At 39.4% G+C, this 16,447-nt stretch carries 15 protein-coding genes; 8 read left to right on the top strand and 7 right to left on the bottom strand.

The annotated features are described in order from the left end of the window. The 3 genes from ACE01N_RS09700 to mtnP are packed head-to-tail and all read left to right on the top strand — an operon-like array spanning window position 1 to window position 2,292. On the top strand, window positions 1-753 hold the full coding sequence (locus ACE01N_RS09700) for a metal ABC transporter ATP-binding protein (RefSeq protein WP_380587760.1): 753 nt from the start codon (window positions 1-3) through the stop codon (window positions 751-753). Further along, window positions 746-1,555, top strand: coding sequence for a metal ABC transporter permease (locus tag ACE01N_RS09705; RefSeq protein ID WP_380587763.1), 810 nt, complete (start codon window positions 746-748; stop codon window positions 1,553-1,555). Before ACE01N_RS09700 ends, ACE01N_RS09705 begins: the two co-directional genes overlap by 8 nt. Continuing rightward, a complete protein-coding gene (gene mtnP, locus ACE01N_RS09710) occupies window positions 1,552-2,292 on the top strand; it encodes an S-methyl-5'-thioadenosine phosphorylase (protein WP_380587766.1) in 741 nt (246 codons plus the stop codon). Before ACE01N_RS09705 ends, mtnP begins: the two co-directional genes overlap by 4 nt. Here the strand turns inward: mtnP and ACE01N_RS09715 are convergent. Then, window positions 2,289-2,873, bottom strand: a complete 585-nt coding sequence (locus ACE01N_RS09715) for an HNH endonuclease (RefSeq protein WP_375729612.1) — start codon at window positions 2,871-2,873, stop codon at window positions 2,289-2,291. The two genes, mtnP and ACE01N_RS09715, sit on opposite strands and share 4 nt — an antisense overlap. A gap of 84 nt (window positions 2,874-2,957) precedes the next feature. On the opposite strand from ACE01N_RS09715, the gene ACE01N_RS09720 reads away from it, so the two are divergent. Further along, entirely contained in the window at window positions 2,958-4,238 is a 1,281-nt protein-coding gene (locus ACE01N_RS09720) for a DUF2851 family protein (protein ID WP_380587770.1), read from the top strand. Further along, window positions 4,235-5,260 carry a potassium channel family protein gene (locus tag ACE01N_RS09725; RefSeq protein WP_380587773.1) on the top strand — a complete coding sequence of 342 codons (1,026 nt, stop codon included), beginning with the start codon at window positions 4,235-4,237 and terminating at the stop codon, window positions 5,258-5,260. Before ACE01N_RS09720 ends, ACE01N_RS09725 begins: the two co-directional genes overlap by 4 nt. A gap of 9 nt (window positions 5,261-5,269) precedes the next feature. Here ACE01N_RS09725 and ACE01N_RS09730 read toward each other — a convergent pair whose 3' ends face one another. The 3 genes from ACE01N_RS09730 to ACE01N_RS09740 form a co-directional block, all read right to left on the bottom strand. Further along, on the bottom strand, window positions 5,270-6,349 hold the full coding sequence (locus tag ACE01N_RS09730) for an LptF/LptG family permease (protein WP_380587776.1): 1,080 nt from the start codon (window positions 6,347-6,349) through the stop codon (window positions 5,270-5,272). Between the two features lie 9 nt (window positions 6,350-6,358). Then, entirely contained in the window at window positions 6,359-7,489 is a 1,131-nt protein-coding gene (tgt, locus tag ACE01N_RS09735) for a tRNA guanosine(34) transglycosylase Tgt (RefSeq protein ID WP_380587779.1), read from the bottom strand. A 123-nt stretch (window positions 7,490-7,612) separates the two neighbouring features. After that, entirely contained in the window at window positions 7,613-8,620 is a 1,008-nt protein-coding gene (locus ACE01N_RS09740; protein ID WP_380587782.1) for an aspartate-semialdehyde dehydrogenase, read from the bottom strand. A gap of 115 nt (window positions 8,621-8,735) precedes the next feature. Between ACE01N_RS09740 and ACE01N_RS09745 the strand changes: the two genes are divergently transcribed. Further along, window positions 8,736-11,465, top strand: a complete 2,730-nt coding sequence (locus tag ACE01N_RS09745; RefSeq protein WP_380587785.1) for a lamin tail domain-containing protein — start codon at window positions 8,736-8,738, stop codon at window positions 11,463-11,465. A gap of 54 nt (window positions 11,466-11,519) precedes the next feature. Here the strand turns inward: ACE01N_RS09745 and ACE01N_RS09750 are convergent, their stop codons facing one another. Continuing rightward, the gene (locus ACE01N_RS09750; RefSeq protein WP_380588162.1) at window positions 11,520-11,900 is read right to left on the bottom strand and encodes a HEPN domain-containing protein; all 381 of its coding nucleotides are present in this window, start codon (window positions 11,898-11,900) and stop codon (window positions 11,520-11,522) included. 18 nt (window positions 11,901-11,918) lie between these two features. Then, window positions 11,919-12,239: a nucleotidyltransferase domain-containing protein gene (locus ACE01N_RS09755; protein ID WP_380587788.1), complete on the bottom strand. Its 321-nt coding sequence runs from the start codon at window positions 12,237-12,239 to the stop codon at window positions 11,919-11,921. A 261-nt stretch (window positions 12,240-12,500) separates the two neighbouring features. Here ACE01N_RS09755 and gpmI point away from each other — a divergent pair, with 261 nt between their 5' ends. Both gpmI and ACE01N_RS09765 read left to right on the top strand, forming a co-directional pair. Then, on the top strand, window positions 12,501-14,024 hold the full coding sequence (gene gpmI, locus ACE01N_RS09760) for a 2,3-bisphosphoglycerate-independent phosphoglycerate mutase (protein ID WP_380587791.1): 1,524 nt from the start codon (window positions 12,501-12,503) through the stop codon (window positions 14,022-14,024). A gap of 60 nt (window positions 14,025-14,084) precedes the next feature. Continuing rightward, on the top strand, window positions 14,085-14,678 hold the full coding sequence (locus tag ACE01N_RS09765; protein WP_380587794.1) for a DUF3109 family protein: 594 nt from the start codon (window positions 14,085-14,087) through the stop codon (window positions 14,676-14,678). Between the two features lie 44 nt (window positions 14,679-14,722). Here ACE01N_RS09765 and ACE01N_RS09770 read toward each other — a convergent pair whose 3' ends face one another. Further along, window positions 14,723-16,396, bottom strand: coding sequence for a nucleoside kinase (locus tag ACE01N_RS09770; RefSeq protein WP_380587797.1), 1,674 nt, complete (start codon window positions 16,394-16,396; stop codon window positions 14,723-14,725). Window positions 16,397-16,447 lie beyond the last annotated feature (51 nt).

The raw sequence follows: 16,447 nt of genomic DNA on the forward strand, positions 1-16,447 counted from the left end.
ATGGCAAAAATTCTGGAACTTAGTCATATCAGTGCCGGGTACGATAAAAAAAGAGCGATTGAGGATATCTCTCTAACCATCAGTCAAAATGACTTTATTGGTTTTATCGGCCCCAACGGAGGTGGAAAAACGACCCTGGTTAAGGTTATTGTAGGGCTGCTACAACCTGAAAGAGGAACTATGCAGGCTTACCGGAATAACAAAGTATCGGACAGGCTGAGGGTTGGTTACCTGGCACAAAAAAACCAGATTGATCATCAGTTTCCCATTAGAGTAAGAGAAGTTGTATCATCAGGCATCATAAAAAAATGGAACATGAGGTACCGCAGGGAAGAATTGAGGAAGACTGACGAACTACTCGAAAGACTACACCTGTCACATTTAAAAAGTGCATCTATTTCAGAGATTTCAGGTGGTGAAATGCAGAGGGCACTTCTTGGCCGGGCTATCATTTCAGATCCGGACCTTCTAATTCTGGATGAGCCAAACACCTATCTCGACCAGCATTCTGAAGATATGTTGTATTCCATTCTTAATGAGCTGAACCGACGCATGGCTATCGTCCTGGTATCGCACGATCTGGGAATTATTTCGAGCTATGTAAAAACCATTGCCTGCATCAATTATACCATGCACTACCATCCAAACAATGAAATTACCGAAGAAATGTTAGAAAGCTACCAATGTCCCGTTGAACTTATCACACACGGGAAAGTACCTCATCGCGTTTTAAAAGACCATATTCATGAATGATATTCTGAGCTTATTTGAATACCGTTTTTTTACAAACGCCATATGGGGAAGTCTGCTTGCCAGTATTTTATGTGGAATTATCGGCACATACATTGTCTCGCGCAAAATGGTTTTTGTAAGTGGGGGATTATCACATGCTGCCTTTGGCGGAATAGGCCTGGGATATTATCTGGGATTTAATCCTATTTTTTCAGGTGTTGCATTCGCTATACTGGCTGGTTTGGGAATAGAACATGTTTCGCACCGGTTTAAATTCAGAAAAGATTCTGTTATTGCGGTTGCATGGTCAGCAGGAATGGCTGCCGGAATTTTACTGGTATCGCTTAAGCCGGGCTATTCTCCCGATTTGATGTCTTATTTGCTTGGTAACATCCTTACAATCACCTCCTCAGAATTATGGCTGATGGCAGGTTTGGTTATTGTTACTACACTGTTTTTTATTTTATACTTTAACACTATCCTCATCACTTCATTCGACGAGGATTTTGCCCGGGTCAAACATATTCCCGTTAATCTCATAAACAGCATTCTGATCATACTCACAGCGGCAACGGTTGTTATAACCATACGGGTTGTAGGTATTATACTTATCCTGGCATTGTTGTCTATACCACAGGAAACAACCAACCTGTTCACACGGAATTTCAAAAAAATAATTATTGGGTCAATCATTATTGGTATTATTGCCACCTTAAGCGGATTGGTTATTTCTTATTACTTTGACCTGATAACCGGCCCGGTAATTATATCAGTGCTTATTATTTTTTATGCCGTTGCACGGTTAATAAAACGATTATTATGAAATCTATTGCTATTATTGGCGGATCCGGCCTGGAAAATCCGGACATACTATTTAATGCCAGGGAAGAACGTTTTAATACACCGTATGGTGACGCATTATATACCAGTGGGAAAATTTCCGACAAAGATGTAATCCTTATCTCAAGACATGGCAAAAAGCATACTATTTCACCAACTCATGTTAACAACCGTGCCAACATCTGGTTATTGAAAGAGCTTGGGTGTTCAGGGATTATTGCAACAACAGCCTGCGGCAGTCTTCGCGAAGAAATTCATCGTGGTTCATTTGTGGTTCCGGATCAGTTTATAGACATGACACGACACCGGCCTACCACCTTTTTTGATACATTCAAACCCGGAGAAATGCATCACACACCAATGGCTGATCCGTTTGACGACAGGATACGTAAATTACTGATGGATTCCTGTAAGAATTTTGATATAGAATACCATACCAAAGGAACAATTGTTACGATTGAAGGTCCCAGGTTTTCCACAAGAGCAGAATCAAATATGTTCAGGTTGTGGGGTGCAGATATCATTAACATGTCTACGGCTCCGGAAGCTATTCTGGCTAATGAAGCCGGTCTGCCATATGCTCCCATTGCCATGGCAACAGATTACGATTGCTGGAAAACAGACGAAGAACCTGTTACCTGGCAGGCAGTAGTTGAAATACTAAAAAAGAACACTGAAAATATGATAAAGATACTTACAACTGCAGTTGCAGACCACTAATCTTTGTCATCCACTGTTATGTGTTTCCAGTTTTCCCCTTTTTTAATGCGGTTTACCTGAACTTCGGTAATGCCAAATTCTTTGGCAAGTGTATGCACTTTTGTCTTACCTCTTTTCAGTTTTTTCTTTAACCGTATCACATCTGATTCACTCAGTTTTGCACGACGGACCAAACCCAATGTCCGTTTATGCCCTGCAATAACTTTCGGGTTTTCCTGATTGTGCTTAACCAGTTCAGAGCGGGTAACCCATTTAAGATTATCGGCTCTGTTATTACCCTTATTATAATCGACATGACACACAAAATCGTGCTCAGGTGATGGTTTCGACACAAATGCCAATGCTACGAGTCTGTGCACTGATTTAGTACGCAACTGATTATCGGCACCTTTAAACCTGAAGTAATGATACCCTGTACCATCCTTTCTCTGGTTTGAAGTACTCAGAATTTTCCAGTCATCATGTTTCGGTTTCCAACGACGAATCCTTCCTAAGTTAGACACCTCATACTTTTCGTCCGGATGAATATTTTCAAACCATACTGGTTTCCATTTTTCCCCTTTAATATCCTTTGCTCCCATAATACACTAATTTGATTATCAACGCATTTATACAAAATAGCTAGACTTTTTGTATATTTACCTCATACTCTAATCGATAAAACCATGAAAGAAGAATTACTCCAATTTGCCTGGCTCTATAAGCTTTATACGCAAGTGGAATTATTAACTGACACTAATGAGAGAATAGAGGTTATTGATCCGGGTCAGCTAAACCACAATAGCGGGCCTGACTTTTTTAATGCAAAAGTCATAATAGACGGCACCCTGTGGGTGGGGAACATTGAAATTCATGCTTTATCCAGCGAATGGATCAGGCATAAACACAATACTAACAGACAGTATAACAATGTTATCCTGCATGTGGTTCATTACAATGACCAACCAACGTACAATGAGCTCGGAACCCGTATTCCAACACTTGAAATGCAGATTTCATCCTCTCTTCTAAACGAATATAATTCCTTACTAAGACAGGTAACCGCCATTCCCTGCGGAAAAAACCTGTACAAGATAAATGAAATATATCTAATCTCATGGCTCACTACATTATTATACGGAAAATTAGAAAAAAAGTATGATACGATATGTGATTTATTGTTAAGAAATCAAAACAACTGGAATGAGACCTTTTATGTTCTGCTTAGCCGAAACTTTGGATTCGGGATCAACAATGAACCGTTTGAACTTTTAGCTAAATCATTACCCTTTAATAAGATTCTGAAACATGCCGACAACCCGTTCCAGGTTGAAGCATTATTATTCGGCCAAGCAGGTTTCCTCGATGAAATACTCGCTGAAGATGATTATTATAACGAACTTCACAAGGAATATCTTTTCCTTGCTAATAAATATAAACTTACCCCACTTGAAAAACATATCTGGCGATTTATGCGTTTGCGTCCCAATAACTTTCCCACAGTAAGAATAGCTCAATTTTGTAATCTACTGACAAAACAACACGGCATGCTATCCAAAATTCTTGACGCCAAAACTATAAATGAGATTCATGACCTTTTGGATACAGAAGCCAACGATTACTGGACATATCATTTCAGATTCAATGTTGCATCAAAATCTTCTCCCGGAACCAAACATCTGGGAAATGCCTCTAAAACACTGATTATTCTGAACACAATTGTTCCCTTCCTGTTCGCATACGGAAAATCAACTGATGATGAATCCATTATAAGCAGAGCTTTAAACTTGCTGGAAAAAATTAAACCGGAAAAAAACAGCATTGTAAAAAGATGGATAGCGCTGAATATTAAACCTGAAAATGCATTTCAATCGCAGGCTTTAATATATTTGTATAATAATTACTGCAAAGTAAAAAAATGCTTATCTTGTCAGATAGGACATCAAATCTTAACTAAGGAAGGATGAAGCGTGTAAAAACGGTTGTCGGTTTTAAAGACGTATTCATAACAGTTGTGCTTGTACTCGGTCTGTTTGTGATTGGGACTACAGGTTATATGTTTATTGAAGGTTATTCCATAACCGATGCCCTTTACATGACCGTTATAACAGCCGCAACTGTAGGATACAGAGAGGTAAGCCCATTACATGACACAGGAAAGTGGTTTACCATGTTCATCATCATCTACAGTATATTTGTTATTGGTTACGCGGTAACTCATTTCACAAGACTGTTGCTTGATGGTTATTTCAGACAAAAAATAAAAGACTATAACGTGAAAAAGCAGATTACAAAACTCAAAGATCATGTGATCGTTTGCGGTTATGGCCGTAACGGTTTTCAGGCCGTGGAAGAACTGGCCGATCACCACATCGATTTTATTGTGATTGAAAAGCGTGATAATGTAGTAGAGCGGATCCGCGAAAATCCGGAACGGTTATTCATTCAGGGTGATGCGGCTTCGGAAGAGGTACTGAATGAGGCGCAGATCATGAAAGCAAAAGCATTGATCACAGCCCTCCCAAATGATGCTGACAATATTTATGTGGTACTGACTGCCAGGGAAATGAACCCGACCATAAAAATTATCAGCAGGGCATCGGATTTTAAATCAGACATGAAGTTGCGCCGTGCAGGTGCAGATAATGTGATAATGCCTGATCGTATTGGCGGCCAGAGGATGGCCAAACTGGTAGCTCAACCTGATGTTGTTGAATTCTGGGAATACGTTTTGCTGCAAAGTGCGAAGGACGTAAGTCTTGAAATGGTGCCTTGTGAATTGATGTCAGAAAATGTTCCCGGAACCAAAATTAAAGATCTTGGTTTGCGCGATAAAACCGGTGTAAATATTGTTGGGGTCAAGACCGAAGAAGGAAGCTTTGTATTCAATCCTTCGGCTGATTTCGAGCTATCACAAACGGACCAGTTATTTGTTTTGGGCTCACCCCTGCAGATTAAGAAAATGAAGGAAATATTAATTGCGCAATAATAACACCTCCTATTTAGGTGCGTATTTATAGAGGAAGGCTGCAATAAAAATATAAATAATGTTAGGCAGCCACACGGCAAGCAGCATATTCATCTCTCCGTTAATTGCAAATGTTGTTGATACTGTTGAAAAAAGGATATAGGAGAAACTAAGCATCAGTCCTAACCCCATATGCAAACCAGTTCCACCTTTTACTTTTCTGGAAGATATTGAAACTCCTATCAGTGTTAAGATAAAAGCCGAAAATGAATTGGCAACCCGGTTATATTTTTCAATAACGAACTCTTCCACGTTACCTACTCCACGGTCTGTCTGTTTTTTGATATATTTCTCAAGCTCATTATTAGTAAGGGTTTCGTAGTACCTATCGTAGGTATAAAAATCCTGTAAAGTCAGATCCAGCGTTGTATCTATTTCCTTTCCTTTTACAACATCTTCTTTCCACGGTTCAAAATTCCTGATTTCGTAACCTTCTAATTTCCATTTCCCGGTTTCCTCATCAAATTTACCACTTTTTGCCTGTAACCTTGACTGCAAATCCTTTCCGTCAAACCTTTCCAGGTAAATACCTTTTGCAATTTTTGTCCTTGGACTAAACGAATTTATTGAAATAAAGAGTCCCGGTTCAATCTCAACATGAATATTCCGTGTTTCATCCTTCTTTCGGGGTTTATAATATGTATCTTCAAAGATGAGCCTTTTATAATTAGCCTTGGGAATAACATAACTACTCAGCATAAAACTTAACAATGCGATAAAAGCAGCACTGATCATATAAGGCCTCACCAAACGTTTAAAGCTCACGCCGCCTGCAAGGATGGCAATAATTTCAGTATCATACGCCAGTTTTGATGTAAAATAAATAACTGAAATAAAGGTGAATAAAGGACTGAACAGATTGGCAAAATACGGGATAAAATTCAGGTAATAATCAAAAATAATAGCCTTCCCAGGCGCATCATTCTGAAGAAAATTATCCAGCTTTTCCGAAAGATCGAATACCACTGCTATCCCAATAATAAGAAGGATTGCCAGGAAATACGTCCCCAGAAACTTTTTAATGATATATATGTCAATCTTCTTTAACACCCGAAACTTTTATAATCTGGTTGTTACCTTTTTCATCATCATGGTTTTCCACGATGCGAAGTCACCTAATATAATATGTTTTCTTGCTTCCTTTACCAACCAAAGATAAAATGCCAGATTATGGATGGAAGCAATCTGCATTCCTAAAAGTTCTTTGCTCACAAACAAATGGCGCACATAAGCCCTGGAATAAATACGGTCAACAAAAGCTGTTCCGTTTGGATCAAGCGGGGAGAAATCGTCACTCCACTTTTTGTTGCGCATATTCATAATGCCCTCGCTGGTAAATACCATTCCGTTCCTGCCATTCCTTGTTGGCATCACACAGTCGAACATATCCACTCCTAAGGAAATGCCCTCAAGAATATTCGCCGGCGTTCCCACACCCATAAGGTAGCGCGGCTTATCTTCCGGCAAAACCTCATTCACCACACTTATCATTTCGTACATAACCTCAGCCGGCTCCCCAACGGATAACCCACCGATTGCATTTCCTTCACGATTCTTGGATGCAATAAATTCAGCACTTTTTCGCCTCAGATCCGGATAACCGGCTCCCTGTACAATCGGGAAAAATGTTTGCGAATAGCCGTATTTCGGTTCAGTACTGTCAAATTGGGCAATGCCCCGATCCAACCATCTATGAGTCAGATCCAACGATTTCCTGGCATAGGCTTTATCAGCATCTCCCGGAGGACATTCATCCAATGCCATGATGATATCCGCACCTATCGTACGCTGAATATCCACAACATTTTCAGGTGTAAACAAATGTTTCGACCCGTCTATGTGCGATCTGAAAATAGCACCTTCCTCTGTCAGCTTCCTGTTGTCTGCCAACGAAAACACCTGGTAACCGCCACTGTCTGTCAGTATAGGTTTCTTCCAACCATTAAACTTATGCAATCCTCCAGCCTGTTCAATAATCTCAAGCCCCGGACGCAGATACAGATGATATGTATTCCCAAGAATAATCTGTGCCTTCACTTCATTTTCAAGCTCGGGAATATGTACAGCCTTTACACTTCCAACTGTTCCTACCGGCATAAAAATAGGCGTTTCTATTTCACCGTGGTCAGTTTTTATTAGACCGGCTCTTGCACTGCTCTGTAAATCAGTTTGTATGAGTTGAAAATCCATAGATGTTGCAAAGATAGAAGAATAACGAAAATTTTAACGTGAGAAATGCTTTATGTATGTTAAAATAAAACATAAAAAAAGCTCCGAATGTTATCGGAGCTCGATACTATATAAATACGTTTATTATAATAAGTTATTATTAACCAGGTACTCAGCAATCTGAACAGCATTTAATGCCGCACCTTTTTTAATCTGATCACCAACGCACCAGAATGTCAAGCCTTTGGGATTTGTAAGATCTTTTCTTACCCTGCCCACGAATACGTTATCTTCGCTGGCACAGAAAAGCGGCATCGGATATTTTTTATTGGCAGGATCATCCATTAACGTAATACCATCAGCTTTATTGAATGCATCAAAAGCCTGTTCCAGGGAAATCTCGTCTTCAGTCTCAATCCAGACAGCTTCAGAGTGGTTACGCATTACGGGAATACGTACACAGGTTGAACTGACATCCACATCAGAATGCATAATTTTCTTGGTCTCGTTATACATTTTCATTTCCTCTTTGGTGTAACCGTTATCGGTAAATACATCTACCTGAGGAATGATATTCATAGCCAGCTGATACTGAAATTTTTCAACCGTTGCCTCCTCTCCGTTGGCAACCTGCTTAATCTGGTTTTCAAGTTCAGCCATTCCCATAGCCCCTGCTCCACTGGCAGCCTGGTAGGTAGCCACATGAATTTTTTTAATATGCGAAATATCTTCCAGCGGCTTCAGCGCAACTACCATCTGAATAGTTGTACAGTTTGGATTGGCAATGATGTTTCTTGGACGGTCATTTACATCTTCCGGATTCACTTCGGGAACTACCAATGGTACATCTTTATCCATTCTGAATGCACTTGAATTGTCAATCATCACGGTTCCATGCTTTGTAATAGTTTCGGCAAAATCTTTCGACGTTCCCCCGCCTGCAGAAACCAGAGCTATATCAATTCCTTTAAAATCGTCATTGTGTTTGAGTTCTTTTACAGTCAACTTTTTACCCTTGAATTCATATACTTTTCCTGCACTACGTTCACTACCAAACAACACCAATTCATCAAGAGGGAAATTTCTTTCGTCAAGAACTTTTAAGAATTCCTGACCTACGGCACCACTCACACCTACAATTGCTACTTTCATAATTTGTTTCTTTTTTAAAAGTGACTTAAATTGTAAAAAATTACTCAAAAAAACCTACTAATTTGGATTTGCAAAATTAGTGTTTTTTTCGATACCTGAACAAATGAAAAAGATTATGAAAATCAAATGTTTAATTTGGTTGCATATATTATTTGCAACACCCCTGTTTCCACAATTTTCATGGAGTGGAGATACAGATGATTTTACGTTTAATGACAATATGATCCGGTTAAATTCAGAAGCAGTCAGTGCAGAGAAAATCATTTTTACCACATCCGACGTAATTAACAGTGCAACGTGGGAAGTAACAGTTGAAATGCAATTCAATCCATCATCATCCAATTATTGCCGGATTTATCTTGTTTGCGACCAGAATAATCCGGTATTGATTCGTAACGGATATTTTGTGGAATGCGGATCAACCGATGACGACCTGAAACTTTACAAACTCAAAAACGGCATCGAAACGATTTTGATTGATGGGGCAAACAACAGGCTTAATAAGACAGAAAATGTCTTTCAGTTAAAAGTAACCAAAAGCAAGATCGGAGTATTCACACTTTACTATAAGGATGAGAGCTTACAGAACTTTCTGACAGAAGGTTCGGCAAAAGATCTTTCCATAGAACGTTCATCGTATTTCGGATTGCAATGTGTATACACGTCAACCCGTTCAAAATTATTCGGATTCAGTGATATCTCAATATCCGGAGAAGCCTATATTGATTCTGTACCACCACAAATTGACAGTGCCCTGATTTTCAATAGTCGCACTATTCATGCTTACTTCAATGAACCAATCTCACTAAACAGAACAGAAATCAAGGTAAATGACCAGGAAGTGCCGGAAGATCATATCTCGGCTACAAACAATAAACTTGAAATTAAATCAACTGAAAAACTGAGCGGATATATCGAAGTTCAGGTCAAAAATATTGAAGACTTGTATGGGAATATTTTTTCAGGTACAATTCAAACATATTATACTGAGCCCAAAATTGAATTTGCAGAAATTACCGACTCACAAACTGTTACAATAACGTGTAATTATCCTCCGGACTTAAACCTGGCGACAACCGACAATTTTACACTCGGCCTGGACAGCGTATTACTTTTTTCCGGCTCCGATCCCAAAACACTATTAATCAAACCATTTCATAGTCTGATTCCCGATAAGAAATACAATTTTGCCTTCGTTGATCTGCCGCTGCTGAATGGCGATACAATTCCTGCATTTGATACCATCCTGTCTTATCATATTCCGGTGATGTTCGATGTGGTAATCAGCGAAGTTTTGGCTGATCCAACACCGGCACTGGGATATAGCAGTGAATTCATTGAACTGTTTAACCGATCCGCTTATTCCATCGATATTTCGAGCTGGACTTTAAAAATCAACGATACTGAGTTTCCTGTTCCTGACAGATTCCTTACGTCACATTCTTTCCTGGCGCTTTCGGATTATAGTCTCAGGATCAGCAATCAGATCATCAGCAGCAAGTTTCCATCTATTCCAAATGATAAATGTACAATTGAACTGTATAACGAAAACGGACAAACCATCGACTACCTTGAATATAAGAGCGAACTACATCAGGAGCCGTTTAAAAAAGAGGGCGGCTGGTCGCTGGAACGTATTGATCCGAACAATTTCCAGGCCGATGGAAACTGGTGTTCCTGTATCAGAAATGACGGTGGAACCCCGGGACAAATAAACAGTGTTGATATGGTAAACGAAGATTACCTGCCTCCTTACGTAAACAATATCTATCCCATTCAGACAAATGAAATAGAGATCGCTTTTAGTGAACCTGTTGATATCTCAACAATTCAAAATATGACGATGTCGAATGGCATCAAATCAGTGTTATCTCAACATGCCAACATAAAATGGAATATCATCTTATCCGAAACTCTAAAATCCGACAAACTGTGCTGCATTGAGTTTAATGAAATTTGTGACTTCAATGATAACATGATAAACGGTGTCTTCAACATTGCAATGCCTGATAATATTGAAACGGGCGACCTGATTATCAACGAGCTAATGATCGATCCTTTAGAGAATGAGCCGGAATACATCGAACTTTATAACACTTCAGGAAAATTTTTAAACAGCAGCGACATCCGGGTCACTAAACGAAACGAAGAAGGTCTGCTGGAACCATTAATTCCAATTTGCTCAGAACCCTTTCTTATTCCACCCGAAAGTTATGTTGTGATATCGGACTTTGCCTTAACGGATTTTGGCCATGAATTTCCTAAAATAAATTACGAAGTAACTCATATGTTCAGTTTACCAAACGATGAAGGATCTGTGATATTAACAACTGCAACCGGATTCATTCTCGACGAAGTTGCCTATTCGGAGACTTGGCATCTGGCCTCATTAAAAGACACAAAAGGAATTTCACTTGAACGTATATCTCCAGAACAACCTTCATTCAATCCTGATAACTGGACTTCGGCAGGCATTGCTCCGTCATATTCCAGTCCCGGAGCGATCAATATGCAATACAGGGAAATAGAAATCTTAAATGATAAACTCTTTTCTGCCTCAGATGAATACTTTACCCCAAACGGTGATGGAGACCGGGATGTATTACAATTTATGGTTCAGCACGAAACAGAATATACTGTCAGCATAGATGTATTTGATCGTAATGGAAGACAGGTTAAAACAATCTGTAACAATACTCCCGGGATCAATGCAAATGTTTTTACGTGGAACGGAACAGATGAAAACGGATCTCTTTGTGAAGGAGGAATTTATATTGTGCTCTTTACTTTGAATTCAGCTACAAAATCAGAACGGTTAAAAAAAGTTGTCACCTTGAGCAGATAAAAAATCAATTAAATACCTGTTAATCAAAATTTTTGATATCAAAATATGGGCTAATTATTTTGATTTAATAATTTTATCAAGTTTGTGTCCTACAAGTTCCTTGATTTCAAACGCAAATTTTTTGTACGCTAATGTCTCATCCTTGTCCGGGATATACATATCACCAGGATATCGGGCATCAACCCCAAAATCACTTAATTCTTTTGGATCAATATCTACAAAATCACCATCAAAATCAGAACACTCTGATAGTAAATATTCAATATTATGCGTTTTCTTGGTATCAATTCCTTTAGCAATTAAAAAAGCCTTAAGAAACTTTTCCACTGCTTGCTGACAATGAAAACAAACAGAGGAAGTTGCAATAATTTCATTTTCTGTAAGTTTTTCAACAACAAACAAGTCCTCCTCGGCTTTTGTTAACCACTGATTAATAAAATCCTTTAGCCTTACTCATAGTACAACCCCCTCTCTAAGAACCTGTTTAAGAATATGCCCTGTGATATCCTTCTTAAATTCTATTTCTTCCTCACTTTGAATCAAAACATCAGCTGGTATTTTAAATTTTGCCAACTCTTTTCTTATCAATGCTTTAAGCGATCGTTTTTTTTGAACACCAATTGTTTCTTCGGTTATTACCAAAAAATCATAATCACTATCATTACTATTTTCTTTCCTTGCCCTGGAACCAAATAAAAGCACTTTGCTGCCGGGGATTAATCTACAGGTAGTTTCCTTAATAATTGATAATGATTCAGTTCTGTTATTGATCATTAGACGATCTTATTTGTTTAATTCAAAAATACTTAAATTTTTAGAATTTTATAAACCTATTATTTAATTACTTACGATGCAAATCTCGCAAAATTTATCAGAAAACACCCGTGATAAAGGACAAGAATAAAATTATGTTATAAATTTTTTGTAATCCAAACATTATATGACACTGAATGTTATTAGGATAGTGCAGATTTTTGGCATGAAAACACTATTTTTGTGCCCGATTTGAGACGAGAATAATAAAAACAAAATAAAATGAGTAAGAAAGCAATTTTGGTCATACTGGATGGCTGGGGATTAGGGAATCACTCTAAAAGTGATGTGATTTACAATACGCCTACTCCAAACTGGGACAAACTGATTAGTACTTATCCAACATCACAACTTCTGGCTTCAGGCGAGAATGTTGGTCTGCCGGACGGACAGATGGGGAACTCTGAGGTTGGGCACCTGAATATTGGTGCAGGCCGTGTAGTTTATCAGGATCTTGTAAAGATTAACAAAGCCTGCCGCGAAAACACCATTAAACAGAACGAAGAAGTTGTAAAGGCATTTACCTATGCCAAGGAAAACAACAAAAAGGTTCATTTTATGGGATTGGTTTCCGATGGTGGTGTTCACAGCTCGATGGACCATTTGTTCAAGCTGACAGAAATTGCTAAAGATTACGGTATTGAAGATACATTCGTTCATTGTTATATGGATGGTCGTGATACGGACCCGAAAAGTGGCAAGGGATTCCTGAAACAACTGGAGGATCATTTAGCTGCTACAACCGGTAAAATTGCTTCTGTAATTGGCCGCTATTATGCTATGGACCGTGATAAAAGATGGGAACGTGTTAAAGAAGCCTATGACCTTGTTGTAAATGGCAAAGGAACACCTACCACAAACATTCAGGAGGCCATAGCCAAAAGTTATGCAGATGGCGTGACTGATGAATTTATCAAACCGATTGTCGCCGTTGATGCCAACAATAATCCGGTTGGTAAAATTGAAGAAGGAGACATGGTAGTATTTTTCAACTTCAGAAATGACAGGCCGAAAGAGCTCACCATTACGCTGACTCAGCAGGATATGCCTGAACATGGTATGAAAACGCTGCCGTTATATTTCTGCACGATGACCCCTTACGATGCTACATTCAAAGGTCTTAAAGTATTTTTTAATAAAGATAATGTAACCGAAACACTGGGTGAAATTGTATCTAAAGCCGGCAAAGCACAGCTACGTATTGCCGAGACTGAAAAATATGCACACGTTACCTTCTTCTTCTCGGGTGGTCGCGAAGCAACATTTGAAAACGAAGACCGTATCCTGGTCAATTCTCCAAAAGTTGCCACGTATGATCTGCAGCCTGAAATGAGTGCTTACGAAGTAAGAGACAATGTGGTAGATGCTCTGAACAGCAAAAAGTACGATTTCATCTGTCTGAACTTTGCAAACGGTGATATGGTAGGTCATACCGGTGTTTACGAAGCCATCGAAAAAGCAGTAAAAGCAGTGGACGAGTGCACCAACGATGTGATCAATGCAGCGGTTAATAACGACTACGAAGCAATCATCATTGCTGACCATGGCAATGCAGACAATGCTGTGAATGAAGATGGTTCGCCAAATACAGCGCACTCTTTAAATCCGGTTCCTTTTGTATATGTTACACAGAACAAAGATGCAAAGGTTAAAAATGGTATTCTGGCAGATGTTGCACCATCGTTGTGCAAAATTATGGGCATCGAGCAACCTGCTGCAATGACCGGAAAATGTCTGATAGACTAAACTGATAATGATTAAAACATATAAGAGGTTGCCTCCAGTAAGGCACCTCTTTTTTATTTTATGAAGGAAGACGTAAATATGCTGCAAATAGGAGATACACTCATCAGTCTGGATCTGTTTGAAAAGCGATTTATCTGCGACCTGCCAGCCTGTCACGGCAGTTGCTGTGTAGAAGGAGACAGTGGAGCCCCTCTAACGCAGGAGGAGAAACAAATTATTGAAGATCTGCTTCCTGACATATGGGATGATTTGTCGCCTGAAGCCCAGAAACTGATTAAAAAACAGGGTGTATCCTACGTGGATGGGGATGGTGATCTGGTCACGTCCATTATTAAAGGTAAGGAATGCGTATTTACATATTTTGACGAAAACGGCACCTGTAAATGCGCCATTGAAAAAGCTTACAATGAAGGCAAATCAGATTTTAAAAAGCCTGTATCCTGCCATTTATATCCGGTGCGTGTAAAAAAATATCCAACTTTCCAGGCCGTAAACTACGACAAATGGGAAATCTGTAAACCGGCACTGGATCTGGGTGAGAAACTGGGTGTCCCCATTTATAAATTTGTAAAGGATGCCCTGATCCGGAAATTCGGTGAAGACTGGTATAACGAACTAAATATTGCAGCAGTGGAACTGGCAAAACAAAAGTAAAAGTGATCGGATGACTAAAGTTCATCCGATCACTGAATATTAATCTAATACCTAAAGCTGCTTCCGCCTAAAAATTCACGGATTAACGATGTTGGTGGAATTTCAGAATCACGGATGGATTTGAAGTAACGCAGAAAGTCCAGTAAGCGAATCGCTTCGGCATAATGAGGACTGTCCTGGCGCACTTCGCGCAATATTGGTTCAGCATAGCGTTTTAACACAGCCAGTTCAAATAAAAGAGCCGAGTTAAACATAATATTGGCATTCTCCTGGTAAGGATAAATCCATTTATCCTCACCACTTCGCACGCTTTCCCATCGCGAAATGGTTTCGGTGGCGCTGTATCCCCGGTATCTGTTATCCCTGATAATTCTCCGGATCAACCGGTTATCAGAAGTCGGAATCCAGTTATGATTATCAAGTGAGATAGTGGTCAGTGCTGAAACATAAATTTTAAACTTGAATTTATCAGGTATAGAACGGGTTAGCTCAGGATTTAAGCCATGAATACCTTCAATTATCAGCACATCATCCGCTTCCATTTTCATTTTATCACCTCTGAAATACGATTTCCCTTCCGTAAACGAAAACTGTGGCAATTCCACTTCTTTGCCATCCAGAAGGTCCCGCATCTGCTGGTTGAACAGATCAAGATTTAAAGCATACAGCGATTCAAAATCCAGTTGTCCGTTTTCATCCAGCGGCGTTTTTTCACGGTCCACAAAATAATTATCAAGCGACAGCCCAACCGGATTAATACCGGCCACCATAAGCTGTAAAGACAACCGTTTACTGAAGGTTGTTTTGCCGGAAGAAGAAGGCCCGGACACCAGAATAATCTTCACCTCATCCTTACGTTCTGCAATAAGATCGGCAATGTGTGCCACTTTTTTCTCATGAAATGCCTCCGCAACCTTTATCAGATCTCTTACTTTTCCATTATCAGCCGCCTCGTTCAGGTCACCTACATTCTGCAGTTTCATCACGCCATTCCATTTGGCATATTCCCCAAAAATATCGGTTAGTTTGGGCATGTCCACTACAGGCTCCAGCTTATCAGGATTGGTCCGCATAGGAATCCGAATCAAAGCCCCATCGTGATACTTTACCAGGCTGAAATTATGAATATAACCAGTGGATGGGACCAATGTTCCATAGTAATAATCAACGGTATCCTCAAGCGTATAATACGGCGAATAGACCCAACCGAGGGTTTTAAGTAACTTAACCTTATCGCACAAATCCTGCTCTTTGAATAATTGCAACACTTTTTCCGTCTCTTCCTCATGGCGCACAAAGGGAATGTCGGCATCCACGATCTCCTGCATTCTGTTTTTAATCTTCGCGATAATCTCTTCTGTCAGTTCCTGAATTTCACCGTTTATCTTACAGAAATAGCCATTGGAAACGGCGTGTTCTATGCGTAAACCGGATTTGGGATATAACTCCTTGACTGCTTTATGCAGTACGAATGCCACTGATCTCACAAAAGCCCTGTGCCCTGCCAGATGTGTAAAATCCACAAACTCCACTGTTTTAGGCTTAAAAACCCTGAAGTTCAACTCCTTGGCTTCATTATTTACCAATGCACAAAGTGGTTCATTATCCAGCTTTACATCCTGATCCCGAAAAATATCAATTAGTGTTGTACCCATCGGGTAGTTTTTACGGGTGCTATTATTAAGGCATTTTACGGCAACGAGGCTATTCTTCATCATATCGTATTTTTCAAAAGGATTCAAATCAAACATCCAAAGGTAAAGAATTAA

The organism is Quyinboa ferrireducens (assembly GCF_042436675.1).
Taxonomy (GTDB): domain Bacteria; phylum Bacteroidota; class Bacteroidia; order Bacteroidales; family UBA5342; genus JBHJHP01.